Source organism: Novosphingobium sp. MMS21-SN21R (assembly GCF_031846015.1).
In the GTDB taxonomy this organism is placed as follows: domain Bacteria; phylum Pseudomonadota; class Alphaproteobacteria; order Sphingomonadales; family Sphingomonadaceae; genus Novosphingobium.
On the sequence record NZ_JAVRDU010000001.1, the window covers coordinates 1,795,021 to 1,813,324 of the forward strand.

An 18,304-nucleotide genomic window follows, 5' to 3' on the forward strand; every position below is an offset into this window, starting at 1 on the left:
TAAATGTCGCAGTGGGGACACAAGCTATGGCCAGTGATTCCAAGTCGGGCGAAACGGTAATAATCAAGAAATACGCCAACCGTCGCCTCTATAATACAAGCACTTCGAGCTACATCACGCTCGACCATCTCGCTCAGATGGTGAAGGAAAACATCGATTTCAAAGTGATGGATGCCAAGACGGGTGCGGATCTCACGCACGCGATTCTGACGCAGATCATCATGGATGAGGAAGCAGCCGGGGAGCAGATTCTGCCGACCAATTTCCTGCGCCAGTTGATTTCGATGTATGGCAACTCGATGCAGGCATTCCTGCCGGGTTACCTCGAAGCGTCGATGGATCATTTCCGAGATAACCAGGCCAAGATGCGCAAGGCGATCGAGGAAAGCATCGGCGTTAATCCGCTCGCCCAACTGGCGCAGCGGAACATGGAAATGTTCAAGGCGGCAGCAGCGGCATTCGTGCCGGGCGCAGCCGCGGGTGGTCCTGGCAAGGACGATTCGAAGCCGGTCGAAGAGGCTGGTGAGCTTGATACCCTGCGTGAGCAGATGGCCGAAATGCAGCGAAAGCTTGATCAGCTTTCGAAGTAGGCGTTTTTTCGTGATGACCTGATTGCACGCCCATGGGCGGCAATCTGGGCATTGCGGGAAAAGCTTTTGCGCCTTAACGCGCAACCCCATGAACCAGCCAGCAATAAAGCACGCGCTCAACGTGAAGCGCGCCGACGACTTCGCCCAGTGGTATCAGGCCGTCATCGCCGAGGCAGAGCTCGCTGAGGAGTCTGGCGTGCGCGGCTGCATGGTGATCAAGCCGTGGGGCTACGGCATATGGGAACGCATCCAGAAGCTGATGGACGCGCAAATCAAGGAAGCGGGCGTCGAGAACTGCTACTTCCCGCTGTTCATCCCGCTTTCCTATTTCGCCAAGGAAGCCGAGCACGTCGAAGGCTTTGCCAAGGAAATGGCGGTCGTCACCCACCACCGTCTGATCTCGGATGGCAAGGGCGGGCTGACGCCAGACCCTGAAGCGAAACTGGAAGAACCGCTGGTCGTGCGCCCGACGTCGGAAACCGTCATCGGTGCGGCTATGGCGCGCTGGGTCCAGTCCTGGCGCGATTTGCCGCTGATGGTGAACCAGTGGGCCAATGTCGTGCGATGGGAAATGCGCACACGAATGTTTCTGCGGACGAGCGAGTTTCTCTGGCAGGAAGGCCACACCGCTCACGCCGATGAGGCTGACGCGATGACCGAGACATTGCGCGCGCTCGAAATGTACCGTGCATTTGCTGAGGGTCCGCTGGCCATGCCGGTGATCGCCGGGCCGAAGCCCGAGAACGAGCGCTTCCCCGGCGCGGTCGAGACTTTCTCGATCGAGGCGATGATGCAGGACGGCAAGGCGCTGCAGGCGGGGACGTCGCATTATCTGGGTACGACCTTCGCGCAGGCCGCGGGCATCCAGTACCAGAACAAGGAAGGCCAGCAGGCGCTTGCGCATACCACGTCATGGGGCGTTTCGACGCGCCTGATCGGTGGCGTGATCATGACACATGGTGACGACGATGGCCTGCGCGTGCCGCCGCAGGTTGCACCGCAGCAGATCGTGATCCTGCCGATGCTGCGCGACAACGATAGCGACGAAGCGCTCCTCGCCTATTGCGAGGATATCCGCAAGGCCTTGGCCAAGCAGTCGGTGTTTGATGAGCGCGTGCGCGTGCTGCTCGACAAGCGACCGGGCAAGGCAACGCAGAAGCGTTGGGCCTGGGTGAAAAAGGGCGTTCCGCTGATCCTCGAGATCGGTGGGCGTGATGCTGAGGGCGGACAGGTTTCGGTTCTGCGGCGCGACCGGCTGTGGCGGGCGGATGCCAAGCCCAACTTCGTCGGCCAAGCGAAGGATGACTTCATCTCCGCTGCTGCTGGCGAACTGGAATCGATCCAGAATGCGCTGTATGACGAAGCGCGCGAGCGCCGTGATGCGCAGATCGTGCGGGATGTGACCGATCTTTCTGGCCTCGCGGCCTACTTCACCGAAAGCGCGAAGTTTCCAGGCTGGGTCGAGATGGGCTGGTCGAAGCCGACCGGGGCTGCGCTCGACGCGGTGGTGGAGCAATTGAAGGCGCTGAAGCTGACGATCCGCAACACCCCGCTGGGGGCCGCGAAGCCGTCCGGGCTGTGTCCGTTTACGGGGAAACCTGCGGTCGAGACCATCCTGATCGCGCGGTCTTACTGATTCCACCCTTTTTGGGTGGCGCCCTTGGCGAGCGGCCGCGTGGCGGTATCATGCCGACATGCGCCACGCCCTTGCCCTTGCTTCGCTATTCCTGTCCTCGGCTACGCTGGCCGCTCCTGAAGATGCTATTTCCGAAACGCGGTTGAGGGCTGACATCGAACGTCTGGTCGGTTTCGGCACGCGCCATACGCTTTCGGTTCAGGACGATCCCAAGCGCGGGATCGGGGCGGCTCGCGTGTGGGCGGAGGCCGAGTTCCGCAAGGCTTCAGCGACGTGCGGCGGCTGCCTTGAGGTTGCACTCCCCGAACGCATGGTAACCGGCGACCGCGTGCCGGTGCCGACGCGGCTCGTCAATGTCGTGGCGATCCAGCGCGGGACCGAGCGACCGAACGAAGTCGTGATCGTGCAGGCGCATATCGACAGCCGGGTGAGCGACATCCTGAATGCCACCAGCGATGCGCCGGGCGCTAATGATGATGGCTCGGGGACGGCACTGGTGCTGGAAGCGGCCCGGGTGCTTTCGAAACAGAAGTTCGCCGGCACCATCGTCTATGCCGCGCTTTCGGGCGAGGAGCAGGGCTTGCTCGGCGGCAAGTTGCTCGCGGATTACGCGGAGGCGCAAGGATGGACGGTGAAAGCCGTTCTCAACAATGACATTGTCGGCGGATCACGCGGTTCGGACGGATATCGTGATGATGCTCATGTGCGGGTCCTGTCGGAGGGGCCGCGCGCGGATTCCACCGATGGATTGCGCGCGCAGATGCGGCGTTTCGGCGGGGAGAACGACAGTCCCTCCCGCAACATCGCGCGGTGGATTGGCGATCTTGCCGCTGGCGATTCCAGGGGCCTTGCCACGCGGCAGATCTGGCGGGCTGACCGGATGGGGCGGGGCGGGGACCAGTTGCCGTTTTCGGACAAGGGCTATCCCGCGGTCCGTCTGACCGTGGCGGTCGAGGATTATGAACATCAGCATCAGGATGTGCGGACGGAATGTGGCGTAAAGTTTGGCGACACGGTGGACGAAATGGACTTCGCCTATCTCGCCAAGGTCACCCGGTTGAACGTGCGCGCTCTCGCGGCGTTGGCCCGCGCACCGATGCCGCCTGCGCCGGTGGTCAAGGGCGCTGTGCAGACATCAACGAACGTCGCATGGGTGGCAGTGCCGGGGGCTGCGCGCTACCGGCTGTGGCAGCGGCGGACCGATGCGCCTGTGTGGGAGGCTCTGGTTGTGGAAACCGCAGAACTCACAGCGCATCTCGAAGGCGTCCGCGCTGACGACTGGCTGTTCGGTGTAAGTGCGGTTGCGGCAGATGGGAGCGAAAGTCCCGTGGCCTCGGCGGTGCCTGGTGGAGAGTTTGCGCCATTGCCCCCGTCGCTGCCCAAACCCTGAACTTCGCTTGCCTTCGTGCGGTCGAACGACCACATGCCGGGAATGGCCAAATTCAAATTTCCGCAAGGGCTGCCCTCGCGCCAGCAGGTGCTCGATTTCATTGCCCAGTCCGACGAGCCTGCGGGCAAGCGTGAACTTTCCAAAGCGTTTGGCCTGAGAGGCACCGAGAAGATCGCGCTCAAGGCGTTGCTCAAGGATATGGCCGAGGAAGGCCTGATCGACGGCAATCGCAGCGCGTTCCATGCGATGGGCGGCGTGCCCAAGGTGACTGTGCTGCGCATCGTCGAGATCGACGAGGGCGAGCCGATTGCCATTCCCGAGACATGGCAGCCCGACGATGCCAGCCCCCCACCTCGCCTGCGCGTGGTGGAACCGCGCGGCAAGGTGCGTGACCGGCAAGCAGCGCTGCGCGTGGGTGACCGCGTGCTGGCGCGCACCGAAGAAGCGGGCGCGGGTTGGCTGGCCTACCCGATCAAGAAGCTCGCTGTAGATGACGAGCAGGTGATGGGCGTGGTCGAGTTCGATGGCTCGGGCAAGGGCTGGCTCGCCCCGGTGGACAAGCGCGTGCGAAATGCCGTGCAGATTTCCGATCTTGGCGGGGCCGAAGCCGGGCAGCTTGTACTGGCCGAGCCTGCGGGCCGCTCGCCGCGTTCAGGCGTCAAAGTGACTGCGGTGCTGGGCGATCCGCTAGCTCCGCGCGCGTTCAGCCTGATTGCGATACATAAGCACGGCATTCCCAACGTGTTTTCGGGCGAGACCAACCACGAAGCTGAAATCGCCGCAAAACTTCCGTTGAACGAGGCGCACCGCGAGGACTTGCGGCACTTGCCCATCGTCGCCATCGATCCTGTGGACGCGCGCGATCACGACGATGCGATCTGGGCGGAGCCTGATGGTGAGGGCGGCTTCCGCGCGCTGGTCGCTATTGCGGACGTCAGCTTCTATGTCCGCCCCGGCGGGCATGTGGACCGCGAGGCGAGGAAGCGCGGAAACTCAGTCTATTTCCCCGACCGCGTCGTGCCGATGCTGCCCGAGGTGCTGAGCGCTAATGTCTGTTCGCTGAAAGCTGGCGCGGACCGCGCGGCCATGGCGTGCCACCTGACGATTGATGCCCAAGGGCGCATCACCGCTTGGCGTTTCACGCGCGCGCTGGTGCGCATCGCCGAAGTTATCGCCTATGAAGAGGCGCAGCGGCGGATCAATGCCGATGAAGCACCGCAGCATCTTGCACATCTGTGGGATGCATGGCGATTGCTTGAGAGGGCGCGCAAGGAGCGTGATCCGCTCGATCTCGACCTGCCGGAACGCCGGGTAGTGCTCGATGCCCAGGGCAAGATTACCGAGATCGCGCTGCGCGAGCGCCTTGATGCCCACCGCGTGGTCGAAGACTTCATGATCGCGGCCAATGTCGCTGCAGCCAAGGCGCTCGAAGCCAAGGTTGCGCCGGTGGTTTACCGCATTCACGAGCCGCCAAGCCGTGAAAAGCTGATCGCGCTCAAGGACTATCTCGCCACGTTTGACCGCAAACTTTCGCTGGGGCAGGTGGTCACGCCTTCGCTGTTCAACCGCATGATGAAAGACGTGACTGACGAAACCGAGAAGGCGCTGGTCATGGAGGCAGTGCTGCGCAGCCAGACGCAGGCCTATTACGGGCCGCGCAATGCTGGGCACTTCGGACTTTCGCTTGGTAGCTACGCACATTTCACCTCGCCGATCCGGCGCTATTCGGATTTGCTGGTGCACCGTGCGCTGGTTGACGCCTACGGGCTGGAGCAGCCTTCACCGCACGGGGACATCCCTGAGAAGTCCGGACTTTCGGACCGCGACCGCAGCGATCTTGGCCGGATTGCCGAAGCGATCAGCAATACCGAACGCCGCGCGATGGTGGCCGAGCGCGAGACGACCGACCGCTATGTTGCGGCGTGGCTTTCGGGCAAGGTGGGCGAGATTTTCGACACGCGCATTACGGGAGTCCAGAAGTTCGGGCTCTTTGCCACGATCATCGGGCTGGGCGGCGATGGGCTGGTCCCGGTTTCGACGCTGGGTGCGGAGCGCTTCGGTTATGACGAAAAGGCGCAACGCCTGATCGGGGAGCAGACCGGCGAGCAGTTCAACATCGGCATGATTCTGAAGCTCCGGCTCGCCGAGGCCAATCCGTTGACCGGCGCACTGAAGTTCGAGCCGGTGGAAGTGGAGGAAGGCGTTCGAGGGATCGAGCGGCGCGGCGGTAAGCTGGAGCACAAGCCGCGCGGAAATGGGTCGAAGTTCAAGCCGCCACATGTTGCTGGCAAGCGCGGACGCCCCTCGAACATCCGGCATCAGGGCAAGGGCAAGGGCAAGCGGTAGAGGTCAGCTTATCCGGTCGATGGTCTCGTCGTCGAGCGCCCCGGGGACGATCATCAGCGGGCAAGGGAGTTGTCCGGCAAGCCCCGCGAAATGGGTGACCAGCGGGCCGGGATTGGTATCCCCCGCAGCGCCAAGGACCAGCGCGGATACCTCGGGGTGCTCACCAAGATAGGCGCGCACGGCCTGCGGCCCATCGCCCTGCATCACCGCTATGACCGGGGTGAGGCCGGATTCCGTTGCAAGACTGCCTGCTGCGGTCATGGCGAGAACTTCGGCCCGGTCGCGCGCTTCTTCCTCGATAGTGGCCTGGACGCCGCCGAACGCGACGAACTCCTGTCGCGGGACAAGCGCGAGGATGTGGACCGTGCCGCCGGTGCGGACAGCACGACGCGCGGCGAACCGGAGAGCGGCGCGCGCTTCCTCGGTCTCGTCCATGATCACAAGGTAGATGCGCTGCGGCATGATTTTGATCCTCCGAAGCCCTCGTATCGGCAAATTCGTATGCGGTGCAAGCGGCAAGCCACTTGACCCGACGCGCCATGCTGGTGAAATGGCGCCGACAAAAGATGCAGGGGAGGTTTGCGTTACGGCGACCTTTGTCCTGCACCATCAGGACACGGAAAAAGCGCCCATGCCGATCGCGATCAAGATGCCCGCCCTTTCGCCGACGATGGAGGAAGGCACCCTCGCAAAGTGGCTGATCAAGGTCGGCGACAAGGTGTCCTCGGGCGATATCATGGCCGAGATCGAAACGGACAAGGCGACGATGGAATTCGAGGCAGTCGATGAAGGCACGGTCGTGTCGATCGACGTTGCCGAGGGCAGCGAGGGCGTGAAGGTCGGCACCGTGATCGCAACGATTGCGGGCGAAGACGAAGACGCCAGCGCGCCCGCTCCGGCGGTGAAGGCTGCGGAACCGGCTCCAGCGGCGAAGGCTGCGCCTGCTGCGGTCACTGCACCCGCGCCCGTTGCCGCTCCAGTTGCCGCGCCTGCCAGCAAGGGTGACCGCGTTGTTGCCAGCCCGCTTGCCAAGCGGATTGCGGCCGACAAGGGTGTCGATCTTGCTGGCGTAAAGGGTTCAGGGCCGAATGGGCGGATCGTCAAGGCAGACGTAGAAGGTGCGAAACCGGCTGCGGCAATGGCATCGGCACCTGTTGCAACGCCCGTCGCGACACCGGTTGTTGCGGCGTCCGCACCGGCGTCCGTGCCGGACTTCGGCATTCCATATGAAGCAGCCAAGCTCAACAATGTGCGCAAGACCATCGCGCGCCGCCTCACCGAGGCGAAGCAGACGATCCCGCACATCTATCTCACGGTCGACATCCAGCTTGACGCGCTGCTCAAGTTGCGCGGCCAGCTCAACAAGGCGCTCGAAGCGCAGGGCGTGAAGCTGTCGGTCAACGACCTGATCATCAAGGCGCTGGCCAAGGCGCTTGTGCAAGTGCCCAAGTGCAACGTCAGCTTTGCGGGCGATGAACTGCGCAGCTTCACCCGCGCCGATATTTCGGTGGCTGTGGCGGCACCTTCGGGCCTGATCACGCCGATCATCGTTGATGCGGGTGCCAAGTCGGTCTCGGCCATCGCCACTGAAATGAAGGCACTGGCGGGCAAGGCGCGCGACGGCAAGCTGCAGCCGCATGAATATCAGGGCGGCACCGCCTCGCTTTCAAACCTCGGCATGTTCGGCATCAAGCAGTTCGATGCGGTGATCAATCCGCCGCAAGGCATGATCATGGCGGTCGGCGCGGGCGAGCAGCGGCCCTATGTCGTTGATGGCGCTCTGGCCGTGGCGACCGTGATGTCGGCAACCGGCAGCTTCGACCACCGTGCGATTGACGGGGCCGATGGTGCCGAACTGATGCAGGCGTTCAAGGCACTGATCGAGAACCCGCTCGGGCTGGTGGCCTGATCCAAGTAGCAGGGGCATGGCCATGGTCGATCCGCTACCAATAGGCGAACCGGCCATTCGCATCACCGCCATGCCTGCGGATGCGAACCCGGCGGGAGATATTTTCGGCGGATGGCTGATGGCGCAAATGGACATGGCGGCAGGCATAGTTGCGGCCCGGACGTCGAAAGGAAGGGCTGCGACAATCGCAGTCGAAGGCATGACCTTTCATCATCCCGTTCACGTCGGCGACGAAGTGTCTGTCTACGCCAAGCTTAGCGCATCGGGCCGCACATCGATGACAATCGACGTAGAAACCTGGCGTCGTGCCCGCACCGGTGAGGAGCGCCAAAAGGTGACCCAGGCCAAATTTTTCTTCGTCGCCATCGACGAAGACCGCAAACCGCGGCCATTGCCGCAAAAAGACTGACAGGAGCAATCGCGTGGCTGAACAATATGACGTCATCGTCCTCGGATCCGGCCCCGGCGGCTATGTGGCGGCGATCCGCTGTTCGCAGCTTGGGCTGAAGACAGCGATTGTCGAGCGCGAGAATCTGGGCGGCATCTGCCTCAACTGGGGCTGCATCCCGACCAAAGCACTGCTGCGCTCGGCCGAAGTGCTGAACCACATGAAGCACGCCGCCTCCTATGGCCTTGCCGCAGACAATATTCGCGCCGATCTCGACGCGGTGGTCAAGCGTTCGCGCGGGGTGGCAAAGCAGCTCAATCAGGGCGTCACGCACCTGATGAAGAAGAACAAGATCACCGTGCACATGGGCGCCGGTGTGTTGAAGAGCGCCACGAGCGTTGAAGTGACTGGTGACAAGGGCACCGAGACGATCTCGGCCAAGCACGTGATCGTGGCAACCGGCGCACGTGCGCGCGACCTTCCCTTCGCAAAGGCTGACGGCGAGCGCGTATGGACGTACCGCCACGCCATGACGCCGAAGGTCCTGCCGACGAACCTGCTGGTGATCGGATCAGGCGCCATCGGTATCGAATTTGCCAGCTTCTACAACGACATGGGGTCTAAAGTTACCGTCGTTGAGATGATGGACCGCGTTGTCCCGGTGGAGGATGCGGACGTTTCGGCGTTCCTCGAGAAAGCGCTGGTCAAGCAGGGCATGACCGTAATGACGGGCGCTGGGGTGGAAAGCCTTGCCGTTAGCGCATCGGGCATCAAGGCCAAGATCAAGGGCAAGGACGGCAAGGTTGCCGAGAGCGATTTCAGCCATGTCATTGTCGCTGTCGGCATCGCGCCGAACACCGAGAACATCGGGCTTGAAGCACTGGGCGTGAAGGCCGAGCGCGGGATCATCGCCATCGATGGCTATGGCCGCACCAATGTGAAGGGCCTTTGGGCGATCGGCGACGTGACGCCAGGTCCGTGGCTGGCGCATAAGGCAAGCCATGAAGGCGTGATCGCCGCCGAAGCCATCGCGGCGGAACTCGGCAACAAGGACGTTCACCCGCACCCGATGGATCGCGGCAACATTCCGGGCTGCACCTACTGCCACCCGCAGATCGCCAGCGTCGGCCTGACCGAAGCCAAGGCCAAGGAAGCAGGCTACACGCTCAAGGTCGGCACGTTCCCGTTCATCGGCAACGGCAAGGCCATCGCGCTGGGCGAACCGGAAGGCTTCGTGAAGACGGTGTTCGACGCCAAGACCGGCGAACTGCTTGGCGCGCACATGATCGGCGCGGAAGTGACCGAAATGATCCAGGGCTATGTCATCGGCAAGACGCTGGAAACGACCGAAGCCGAACTGATGCACACAGTCTTCCCGCACCCCACGATCAGCGAATCGATGCACGAAAGCGTGCTGGCCGCTTATGGACGGGCAATTCACATCTGATCGTAGATCCGCAGATCAAGTCATTGAAAATAGGATGGACGCGGGAAGGTCACCTCCCGCGTTTTTCTTTGGTTTGCACTCGGAACACCAGCGAGCACAGGTTGTTGCCTTCTCGAGAGAAGAGCGAGGCCAGCATGGAATACGAAATCTCTGACCCCATTCGTCCCTCGGGCTGGGAAGCTGAATGGCAGACCATTACGTTTGAGCCAGGCCACCTATGCGCATTCGGTCGTCCGTCACCAAAAGCGCTGGATATACCGGAGTCGGATGAGGCCTGATCGAGTTTGCGGTGAAAGTGGCGGACAGGGTGGGATTCGAACCCACGGTGAGCTTCCACCCACGGCGGTTTTCAAGACCGCTGCCTTAAACCACTCGGCCACCTGTCCGCACGATTCTGACCTTACGCCGGAATCGGTTCGCCGTTAGCGCCTTCCGGATCGGTCGCAAAGGGGATTCCCATCGTCAATCATACATGCGACACCCTTGGCATGACTTTATTGAAGAACATGAGAGGGTTCAGGGCCGCATTTGTGACGGCGCTGGTGCTTGGGCTGGCAGGTCCGGCTGAAGGGCAGGTTGCCGGGGAAGAGGCGGGGTTCCAGGGCTATCTGCAACTGCTCGCGGCACGGGCGCGTGGTGAGGGCGTTCGCGAATCGACTATTGCGCAAATGACATCGGGGCTGACGCTCAACCAGCGGGTGATTCAGCTTGATCGGGCCCAGCCCGGTTCATCGTCCGGGGCGATCCCTGCGTTTGAACCTTATCGCCGCAGCCATGTCGATGCGGCGCGGATTGCGCGTGGCCGCCGGCAATATGCCGCGGTATCCGGACAATTGGGCGCAATCGAGCGCAAGTATGGCGTGCCAGGACCGATCATGCTGGCGATCTGGGGGCATGAAACCGACTACGGGGGCTATACCGGTGATTTCGACCTTCCTCGCGCACTGGCGACACTTGCCTACGAAGGCCGTCGCCGGGAATTGTTCGCTGACGAATTCATCGCGGCGATGAAGATGGTCGACCGAGGCGTGCCGCGCTCAAAACTGGTGGGAAGCTGGGCGGGTGCGTTCGGCAATCCGCAGTTCCTGCCGTCTGTCTATCTGCGCGTGGCTCAGGACGGCGATGGCGACGGTTTTGCCGACATCTGGACCAGCAGGACTGACACGCTCGCATCGATTGCCAACTACTTCCGCGACGCCGGGTGGCGTCCAGGCCAGCCCTGGGGTGTGGCGGTTAGCGTTCCCGAAGGATTGGACCGCGCAACTCTTGGCACCACGCTCAAGAGTCCGCGATGTGCCCGCGTATTCGACAGGCATACCGGATGGAAGACGATACGCGAATGGCGCGCTCTTGGCATCGTGCCTCGATCAGGCGCCTATCTGGCGGATGACGCGATGGCGAGCCTGCTCGAGCCTGACGGTCGCGGGCGAACTGCTTATCTGCTAACCGGAAATTATAGGGTTATCCTCGATTATAACTGCTCGAACTTTTACGCCTTGTCGGTAGGACTTCTTGCAGATGAAATCAGTCGCTAGCTGGATCGGCCTTTCCGCCGCAGTGTTGCTGACCGCTTGTGGCGGCGCAAATGCTCGGGTTTCCAAGGTTTCCGACATGGCGGTGGGCGGTCCTGCGGGCGATTACCCGATGGTTCTGGGCGAACCATTCGTGGTGGATGGAACGACCTATACCCCTTCCGATACGCTGAATTACGATTCGGTCGGCTATGCGGTGGTAGATGGCGGCCAAGGGATCAGCGGCGCGCATCGCACGCTCCCGCTGCCAAGTTACGTAGAAGTGACATCGCTGGATACCGGACGCACAATTCTGGTTCGCATGACCCAGCGCGGTCCGATGCAAGGAAGCGAGCTTGTTTCGCTGTCGGCTGCTGCGTGGGCGCAACTTGGGGCTGCACCGGGCGCGCGGTTGCCGGTCCGGGTGCGCAGGGTCAATCCTCCCGAAGCCGAACGGGCGCTGTTGCGTGCTGGATCGCAGGTTCCGCAGCGGATGGATACGCCAACTGGCTTGCTTGCTGCTTTGAAACGCAAGCTGGGGATTCCCGTGGCTCCGGCGCTTGTGGCAGCATTGGACCTTCCTGCCGTTTCGCAGCCTGCACCCGTCAAACCCGCCAAGGCCCAAGGCGTCCCGGCAAAGCCGGTCGCAGCGCCCAAACCGGTGACCGCGCCGAAAGCCGCTCCGTCTGCTTCGGTGCCGCCAAAGGCAGAGCCGAAGTCGCCCGCAAAAGGCTCGTTCGTGCAAGTCGGTGCGTTTTCGTCTCGTGACCGCGCAGAGAGCGCGGCAAAGTCCGTCGGTGGTTCGGTGGCCCAGGTTGGTAAGTTCTGGCGTGTTCGCACCGGACCGCACAACGATCGTGGACAAGCCGATGCGGCGCTGGCGAAGGCGCGCGCGGCGGGCTATGCCGATGCCCGGGTCGTGACCGCGCCTTGATCCGCAAAAGGCGGGGCGGCCCTGATTGATCGGGGATTGCCGTTTGCGTGTAAAGTTCGTGACCTTGGCTCTGGGCGTGGTGATGGCCGCCATGCCCGCTGCGGCCGCCGCGCCTGAGGCGGTTGGCGTTGCGCCGATGCCGGAGATATCGGCTCCGATTGCGCTACTGCTCGATGTCGGTTCAGGCCGGGTGCTCTATGCCCGCGATGCGCACAGGCGGTTTGTGCCCGCGTCGATCACCAAGATCATGACCAGCTATGTCGCATTCGACCTGATTTCCAAGGGAAAGCTGCGCCTCGACCAGCGCATCCCCATCCGGCCCGAGACGTATCGCGCGTGGCGCAGGGTCGGCAGCACGATGTTCCTGCCATCGGATGCACAGCCAACGGTTGCCGAACTTATCGAGGGGATCGTCACGGTCTCTGCCAACGATGCCTGTGTGGTGCTGGCAGAGGGCGCGACCGGATCGGTTCCGGCGTTTACCGGGCTGATGAATGCGGCGGCGGCCGACCTTGGCATGCGCGACAGTCATTTCAACACGCCCAACGGTTGGATGGATCAGGGGCAGACCTACGTGACGGCTGCCGATCTGGCCACGTTGAGCGGCGCGTTGATGACGCGCTTTCCTGACCTTTACAGAAGGTTCTACGGCCATTCGCAGATGACGTGGAACGGAATTACCCAACCCAACCACAATCCGCTCTATGGCTTTACCCAAGGTGCTGACGGGGTGAAGACGGGGTTTACCAACGAGGCTGGCTACGGCTTTGTCGGATCGGCGGAGCGCAATGGCCGGCGGTTGGTAATGGTGCTGGGCGGCTATGACCGGCCCAAGGATCGCACCGGCCAGTCCCGCGATTTCATCGAATGGGGGTTTGGCGCTTGGAACGCACAGCAACTATTTGGAAAAGGTGCGCAAGTTGGAGTGGCAGAGGTGCAGGGCGGGGCCGAGCGCTCGGTTCAGCTGGTCGCGCCGCGTCAGTTGACCGTTACCGCGCCAGCCGGACGCAAGGTCAGCTATACGCTCGCTGTTCGCTACAAGGGGCCGCTTAAAGCACCGATTACCAAGGGTGAAACGGTCGCCAGTCTGCTCGTGCGCGTGCCCGGTGAGCCGGTGCATGTCCTGCCTCTGGTAGCAGGAGCAGCAGTTCCCAAGGGTGGCGCTTTGGCACGGTTGCGCAATGGTGCGCTGAGCACGGTCGGCCTGTGAGCGGAGTGTCAGTCATCAGGGGGCGGTTCATCGCGCTTGAAGGCGGGGAGGGTGTCGGCAAGTCGACCCAGGCGAGGCTCCTGGCTGATGCCCTGCGTGCGCGCGGACTGGAGGTGGTCACCACGCGCGAGCCGGGTGGCACGCCGGGTGCTGAAGCGATCCGCGCGCTGTTGCTCTCGAACGAGGGCGATGGCTGGGGAACTCGGGCCGAGGCGCTGCTGTTTGCGGCGGCGCGAGCCGATCATGTCGAGAAGCTGATTGCACCTGCGCTGGCACGCGGGGCTTGGGTGGTCTGCGACCGCTTCATCGACAGCAGCCGCGCCTATCAGGGCGGTGGCGGGGGTCTGAGCGATGCCGAGGTGATGACACTTCATGCGATTGGCAGCGGAGGGCTGATGCCCGATCGGACGCTGGTGCTGACCGTAGCACCGGAAATGGCTGCGCAGCGTCTGGCCTTGCGAGACGGTGACGTTGCCGACAGGATAGGCGGTCGGGGGAGTGACTATCACGCCAAAGTTGCGGCGGCCTTTCTTGCCTGTGCGAGCGCAGACCCTGACCGTTCTGCCGTCATAGCGGCGGAGGGTGACCCGAGCGTTGTTCATGGCGGGATCATGGCCGCGCTCGCCGACCTTTTACCGTCATGACGTCAATGATCGGCCATGATCAAGCGTGGTTGCAATGGCGGGCGGCCCTGTCTGGCGCCCGGATGCATCATGGCTGGTTGCTCGCCGGGCGCGAGGGGTTGGGAAAAGCCACCTTTGCGCAGGCAGCTGCAGCCGAACTGGTGGCGGAGCCAGGTGTGCCGCAGCCCCCCATCGCCATGCACCCCGATATTCTGACGCTGCGCCCGCTTCCAGCCAACGAAGACGAGGCGAAAAAGCGGGACGATGGGAAGCCGTTCCTGACCAAGCGGAACATCTCCGTAGACCAGATCCGCGAAATTCAGCGGCGGCTGACAACGCGGCCGACGCTTGGGCCACGCCGAGCCGTCATCATCGACTCTGCTGACCAGCTCGAGAAGGGGGCAGTGAACGCGCTTTTGAAAAGCCTTGAGGAGCCGCCGCAAGGCACATTCTTCCTGTTGGTGGCCCACGCGTTGGGACGGCTGCTGCCTACCGTGCGTTCACGTTGCCTGATCGTGCGTTTCAATCCGCTGACCGACGCCGAGGTGGCGCGCGCGCTCGATACCGCTGCGCCGCAGCTCGATAGCGAGACGAGGAACGCCGCCCTCGCAGTCGCAGGCGGTTCGCCGGGTGCCGCACTTGCTTTTGCCGAGCAGAATCTCGGGAAGGCGCAGGCCATCTTCACCGCACTGATCGAGCGTGGCGACCCCGATCTGGCGCTGCGCGGCGCGCTTTCGGGAGCGCTCGGATTGCGGCCCGACCGCGAACGTCAGTTGGCGGCCATCGAGGCTGCGCGGATGACCGTCGTCCGCGCCCTGGGGCAAGTGGACGACGCAGCGAAACTGCGACTGGCCGAGGCGCATTCGCGGCTCGTCCGGTTGGCGGGCGAGGCACCGATCTACAATTTCGATCCGGGAATGCTGCTGATGGAAATCGGGTCCTTGCTGGCATCGGCGGGTCCGACTAGGGAACTGCTCTAAGCCCCAATTCCCCGACAGGAAAGCGAACTGCCCGATGGGCGAGCCCTATTACATCACCACCGCCATCAGCTATCCCAATGGCAAACCTCATATCGGTCACGCTTATGAAGCGATTGCTGCCGACGTCATAGCGCGCTTTCAACGCGCGCTCGGCCGCGACGTGCGTTTTCAGACGGGGACCGATGAGCACGGCTTGAAGATGGCGCAGAAAGCGCGCGAGACGGGTGTGTCACCGCGCGAACTATCTGATGAAATGTCGTCGTATTTCATAAAGATGTGCGATGACTTGGACATCTCTTATGATGTTTTCATTCGCACCACGGAAGAGCGTCATCACGCGTCGGTTCAGGAACTATGGCGGCGGATGGAAGCCAAGGGCGATCTCTATCTCGATCGCTACGAAGGCTGGTATTCGATCCGCGACGAAGCTTACTACGATGAAAGTGAACTGGCAGCGGATGAAGGCGGTGAAAAGCTTTCGCCACAAGGTACGCCAGTCGAGTGGACCGTCGAGGAGAGCTGGTTCTTCCGGCTATCCAAATATGCCGAACCACTGCTCGCGCTTTACAACGAGAATCCGCAGTTCATCCAGCCTGACGGTCGGCGCAACGAGGTGATGCGGTTCGTGGAAGGCGGACTTCGCGACCTTTCCGTCTCGCGCACAAGTTTCGACTGGGGCGTAAAGGTTCCGGGCAGCGATGGGCATGTGATGTATGTCTGGGTCGATGCCCTCGCCAATTACCTGACCGGCCTGGGTTTCCCCGATGAAAGTGGCGACTTTGCAAGGTATTGGCCTGCAAACCTCCACCTTATCGGCAAAGATATCGTGCGGTTCCATACCGTCTATTGGCCAGCCTTCCTGATGAGCGCCGACATTGCCCTGCCAGATCAGGTGTTCGGACACGGATTCCTGCTCAATCGGGGCCAGAAGGAATCCAAGTCGCTCGGCAACGTCACCGATCCACTGGAATTGGCGGAACGTTTCGGCGTCGATCCGCTGCGCTATTTCCTTATGCGCGAAGTGGCGTTCGGGCAGGATGGTTCCTACTCGCCCGAGGCCATCGTGACGCGCTGCAATGCCGAACTGGCGAACAGCTATGGCAATCTCGTGCAGCGCGTTCTTTCCATGATTTTCAAGAATATGGACGGGACTCTGGAGACGTTTTCCAGCACGGATGATGATGACGTTTTGCTTGCTGCCGTCTTCAGTGCGTGCCGTGATGAGCTGCCGCGCGAGTTCGAGGCGCTCAACTTCTCCGCCGGAATTGACGCTTGGATGAAGGGCGTGTTCGCCTGCAATGCCTATGTCGATGAGCAGGCGCCGTGGTCTCTGCGAAAAACCGATCCTGACCGCATGAAGGCGGTCTTGCTGACCTTGTTCATGGCGATCCGCGACCTCACCATCGCAATTGCGCCGGTGGTACCAGCCTCGGCACACAAGGTGCTCGATCAGATTGGCATCCCTGCCGACCAGCGGGACTTCGCAGCGTTGACCGATGCGGACTGGTACATGGCCCGCGTGGCGACTGGCGAGAAGCTCGGCGCACCATCGCCCGCGTTTCCGCGGCTCGAAATGCCAGAGGACACCGGCACGGCATGATGCTGATCGATTCACACTGCCATTTGAACTACAAGGGGCTGGTTGAAGACCAGCGCCAAGTGCTTGTTCGCGCGCGCGAAAGTGGTGTGCGAGGGTTTCTCAACATCTCGACCAGGCGGAGCGAGTGGGAAGCAATTGTCGCCACGGCCGAGCGTGAGAATGACGTTTGGGCGAGCATCGGCATCCATCCCCATGAGGCAGATGCCCACGCCGATCTGGGGGAAGCCGCGCTGCTTGATGCTTCCGCGCATCCGCGAGTTATCGGGATCGGCGAAACCGGGCTCGACTATTACTACGATCATTCGGACCGGCAGGTGCAGCAGGATCTGTTCCGCGTGCACATTCGTGTGGCCCGCGAGACCGGCCTTCCCATCATCATCCATACCCGCGATGCCGAGGACGACACCGCCCGGATCATTGAGGAAGAAATGGGGAAGGGGGCCTTCCCCGCGCTGATCCACTGCTTCACCGCGTCAGCCGCATTTGGCGCCCGAATGCTCGAACTTGGCCTGACCATTTCACTGTCTGGCATCGTGACATTCAAGAATGCCAAGGACTTGCAGGCAGTTGCTGCCAATCTACCTGATGACAGGATATTGGTCGAAACCGATGCGCCGTTCCTCGCGCCGATCCCGCATCGCGGCAGAACGTGCGAGCCTGCCTACGTTGCCGATACTTGCGCGTTTGTCGCTGCCTTGCGTGGAACCACCAAGGAAGCGTTGGCGGACGTGACTGGCGCCAATTTCTTCAAGCTTTTCAGCAAGGCATCGCTGTGAAGTTGACTGTGCTTGGATCGGGCACGTCGACGGGCGTCCCGCGCATCGGCAACGACTGGGGCGATTGCGATCCTGCAGAGCCGCGCAACCGCCGCTCCCGCGTTGCGATCATCGTCGAGGGTGATGACGGTAGCCGTTTGCTGGTGGACACGCCCACAGATCTGCGCAGCCAGTTCCTGGCGTGCGATATCGACCGGGTCGACGGCGTGCTGTGGACACACGATCATGCCGATCATTGCCATGGGATCGATGACTTGCGCCCGCTGCGCTATGGCCGCGCTGGGCCGATACCTGGCTACGCGGCGGGTGAAACGGTTCGGCGCTTGCGACAGCGCTTCGGTTATGTTTTCGCGGGGCAGCACGGCTATCACACGATTTGCGAGATCGACAACCTTGACCGCGTCCGGATGATCTGCGGCATTGCCATTGGCCATTGCCAGATGCCGCACGGCCCAGCGCAATCGACAGCATTTCGTTTTGATCAAAGCGGGAAATCAATTGGTTACGCGACAGACTTCAGCGAGATTACCGCAGAGATGGTCAGTCTTTTTTATGGCGTTGACCTTCTGGTCGTGGATTGCCTGAGGCGCAAACCGCATCCCACGCACGCGCATCTTGAAATGTCGCTGGAACTGATTGACGCAGCAAGAGCCAATCGCGGCATTCTTACGCATCTCGACAAGTCGATGGACTACCGGACACTGTGCATTGAAACGCCAAGCCACGTCGAACCAGCGTTCGATGGGATGGAGATTGCCTTGTGAACGGTGACGACATCACCCGTATCGTTGCTTTGTCGATGTCGTTGGTGCTGATCGTTGCGAATCTGCGTGGTAAGCAGCTGGGGTTGTCCGATGGTTTGCGAATGGCCGCATTGTGGGGCTTTCTGATCACGGCAATCGCACTTGTTTTCTCGATAGTGGGCATGTGAGCGCCAAAGCGACTGATCGGTAATTTACATAAT

The 18,304-nt window shown here is 62.1% G+C and carries 17 protein-coding genes and 1 tRNA gene; 16 read left to right on the plus strand and 2 right to left on the minus strand.

Annotation, left to right across the window (positions count from 1 at the left end):
• The first annotated feature begins 26 nt into the window (after positions 1-26).
• The 4 genes from phaR (at position 27) to RM192_RS08705 (ending at position 5,962) form a co-directional block, all read left to right on the plus strand.
• The gene (gene phaR, locus RM192_RS08690; RefSeq protein WP_311507142.1) at positions 27-590 is read left to right on the plus strand and encodes a polyhydroxyalkanoate synthesis repressor PhaR; all 564 of its coding nucleotides are present in this window, start codon (positions 27-29) and stop codon (positions 588-590) included.
• An 88-nt stretch (positions 591-678) separates the two neighbouring features.
• Entirely contained in the window at positions 679-2,226 is a 1,548-nt protein-coding gene (gene proS / locus RM192_RS08695; protein ID WP_311507143.1) for a proline--tRNA ligase, read from the plus strand.
• A gap of 58 nt (positions 2,227-2,284) precedes the next feature.
• Entirely contained in the window at positions 2,285-3,616 is a 1,332-nt protein-coding gene (locus tag RM192_RS08700; RefSeq protein WP_311507144.1) for a M28 family peptidase, read from the plus strand.
• A gap of 42 nt (positions 3,617-3,658) precedes the next feature.
• A complete protein-coding gene (locus RM192_RS08705) occupies positions 3,659-5,962 on the plus strand; it encodes a VacB/RNase II family 3'-5' exoribonuclease (RefSeq protein WP_311507145.1) in 2,304 nt (767 codons plus the stop codon).
• Positions 5,963-5,965: 3 nt separating this feature from the next.
• Here RM192_RS08705 and RM192_RS08710 read toward each other — a convergent pair whose 3' ends face one another.
• Positions 5,966-6,424 carry a universal stress protein gene (locus tag RM192_RS08710; protein ID WP_311507146.1) on the minus strand — a complete coding sequence of 153 codons (459 nt, stop codon included), beginning with the start codon at positions 6,422-6,424 and terminating at the stop codon, positions 5,966-5,968.
• A gap of 169 nt (positions 6,425-6,593) precedes the next feature.
• On the opposite strand from RM192_RS08710, the gene RM192_RS08715 reads away from it, so the two are divergent.
• From RM192_RS08715 to lpdA, 3 genes are read left to right on the plus strand one after another with little or no spacing between them, the layout of a single operon-like run.
• Entirely contained in the window at positions 6,594-7,871 is a 1,278-nt protein-coding gene (locus tag RM192_RS08715) for a pyruvate dehydrogenase complex dihydrolipoamide acetyltransferase (protein WP_311507147.1), read from the plus strand.
• A gap of 16 nt (positions 7,872-7,887) precedes the next feature.
• Complete coding sequence (locus RM192_RS08720) at positions 7,888-8,280, plus strand: acyl-CoA thioesterase (protein WP_311507148.1); 393 nt, start codon at positions 7,888-7,890, stop codon at positions 8,278-8,280.
• Positions 8,281-8,293: 13 nt separating this feature from the next.
• Positions 8,294-9,706, plus strand: coding sequence for a dihydrolipoyl dehydrogenase (lpdA, locus tag RM192_RS08725; RefSeq protein ID WP_311507149.1), 1,413 nt, complete (start codon positions 8,294-8,296; stop codon positions 9,704-9,706).
• A gap of 296 nt (positions 9,707-10,002) precedes the next feature.
• On the opposite strand, the gene RM192_RS08730 is transcribed toward lpdA, so the two are convergent.
• Positions 10,003-10,092 (minus strand) — tRNA-Ser (locus tag RM192_RS08730).
• Between the two features lie 120 nt (positions 10,093-10,212).
• On the opposite strand from RM192_RS08730, the gene RM192_RS08735 reads away from it, so the two are divergent.
• The 9 genes from RM192_RS08735 to RM192_RS08775 all read left to right on the plus strand — a co-directional run bounded on the left by RM192_RS08735 (position 10,213) and on the right by RM192_RS08775 (position 18,271).
• A complete protein-coding gene (locus RM192_RS08735; RefSeq protein ID WP_311507150.1) occupies positions 10,213-11,241 on the plus strand; it encodes a lytic murein transglycosylase in 1,029 nt (342 codons plus the stop codon).
• Entirely contained in the window at positions 11,225-12,151 is a 927-nt protein-coding gene (locus RM192_RS08740; RefSeq protein WP_311507151.1) for an SPOR domain-containing protein, read from the plus strand. Before RM192_RS08735 ends, RM192_RS08740 begins: the two co-directional genes overlap by 17 nt.
• Before the next feature lie 82 nt (positions 12,152-12,233).
• Positions 12,234-13,361: a D-alanyl-D-alanine carboxypeptidase family protein gene (locus tag RM192_RS08745; RefSeq protein ID WP_409233825.1), complete on the plus strand. Its 1,128-nt coding sequence runs from the start codon at positions 12,234-12,236 to the stop codon at positions 13,359-13,361.
• Positions 13,358-14,005 (plus strand): dTMP kinase, encoded by a 648-nt coding sequence (gene tmk, locus RM192_RS08750; RefSeq protein ID WP_409233799.1) that lies wholly within the window; start codon positions 13,358-13,360, stop codon positions 14,003-14,005. The genes RM192_RS08745 and tmk overlap by 4 nt, the downstream gene beginning before the upstream one ends.
• Before the next feature lie 5 nt (positions 14,006-14,010).
• The gene (locus RM192_RS08755; RefSeq protein WP_311508597.1) at positions 14,011-14,964 is read left to right on the plus strand and encodes a DNA polymerase III subunit delta'; all 954 of its coding nucleotides are present in this window, start codon (positions 14,011-14,013) and stop codon (positions 14,962-14,964) included.
• A gap of 34 nt (positions 14,965-14,998) precedes the next feature.
• Positions 14,999-16,564, plus strand: coding sequence for a methionine--tRNA ligase (gene metG, locus RM192_RS08760; RefSeq protein WP_311507153.1), 1,566 nt, complete (start codon positions 14,999-15,001; stop codon positions 16,562-16,564).
• Complete coding sequence (locus RM192_RS08765; RefSeq protein ID WP_311508598.1) at positions 16,564-17,340, plus strand: TatD family hydrolase; 777 nt, start codon at positions 16,564-16,566, stop codon at positions 17,338-17,340. The genes metG and RM192_RS08765 overlap by 1 nt, the downstream gene beginning before the upstream one ends.
• Entirely contained in the window at positions 17,337-18,104 is a 768-nt protein-coding gene (locus tag RM192_RS08770; protein ID WP_311507154.1) for an MBL fold metallo-hydrolase, read from the plus strand. The genes RM192_RS08765 and RM192_RS08770 overlap by 4 nt, the downstream gene beginning before the upstream one ends.
• On the plus strand, positions 18,101-18,271 hold the full coding sequence (locus tag RM192_RS08775; RefSeq protein WP_311507155.1) for a hypothetical protein: 171 nt from the start codon (positions 18,101-18,103) through the stop codon (positions 18,269-18,271). The genes RM192_RS08770 and RM192_RS08775 overlap by 4 nt, the downstream gene beginning before the upstream one ends.
• Positions 18,272-18,304: the final 33 nt, after the last annotated feature.

What these genes read in the sequence shown, in the direction of transcription:
- RM192_RS08745 (WP_409233825.1), top strand. Translation starts at nt 12,234, where the DNA reads ATGGCCGCCATGCCCGCTGCGGCCGCCGCGCCTGAGGCGGTTGGCGTT.
- RM192_RS08710 (WP_311507146.1), bottom strand. Translation starts at nt 6,424, where the DNA reads ATGCCGCAGCGCATCTACCTTGTGATCATGGACGAGACCGAGGAAGCG.
- RM192_RS08735 (WP_311507150.1), top strand. Translation starts at nt 10,213, where the DNA reads ATGAGAGGGTTCAGGGCCGCATTTGTGACGGCGCTGGTGCTTGGGCTG.
- proS (WP_311507143.1), top strand. Translation starts at nt 679, where the DNA reads ATGAACCAGCCAGCAATAAAGCACGCGCTCAACGTGAAGCGCGCCGAC.
- phaR (WP_311507142.1), top strand. Translation starts at nt 27, where the DNA reads ATGGCCAGTGATTCCAAGTCGGGCGAAACGGTAATAATCAAGAAATAC.
- RM192_RS08765 (WP_311508598.1), top strand. Translation starts at nt 16,564, where the DNA reads ATGCTGATCGATTCACACTGCCATTTGAACTACAAGGGGCTGGTTGAA.
- RM192_RS08700 (WP_311507144.1), top strand. Translation starts at nt 2,285, where the DNA reads ATGCGCCACGCCCTTGCCCTTGCTTCGCTATTCCTGTCCTCGGCTACG.
- RM192_RS08715 (WP_311507147.1), top strand. Translation starts at nt 6,594, where the DNA reads ATGCCGATCGCGATCAAGATGCCCGCCCTTTCGCCGACGATGGAGGAA.
- RM192_RS08705 (WP_311507145.1), top strand. Translation starts at nt 3,659, where the DNA reads ATGGCCAAATTCAAATTTCCGCAAGGGCTGCCCTCGCGCCAGCAGGTG.
- RM192_RS08720 (WP_311507148.1), top strand. Translation starts at nt 7,888, where the DNA reads ATGGCCATGGTCGATCCGCTACCAATAGGCGAACCGGCCATTCGCATC.
- metG (WP_311507153.1), top strand. Translation starts at nt 14,999, where the DNA reads ATGGGCGAGCCCTATTACATCACCACCGCCATCAGCTATCCCAATGGC.
- RM192_RS08755 (WP_311508597.1), top strand. Translation starts at nt 14,011, where the DNA reads ATGATCGGCCATGATCAAGCGTGGTTGCAATGGCGGGCGGCCCTGTCT.
- RM192_RS08740 (WP_311507151.1), top strand. Translation starts at nt 11,225, where the DNA reads ATGAAATCAGTCGCTAGCTGGATCGGCCTTTCCGCCGCAGTGTTGCTG.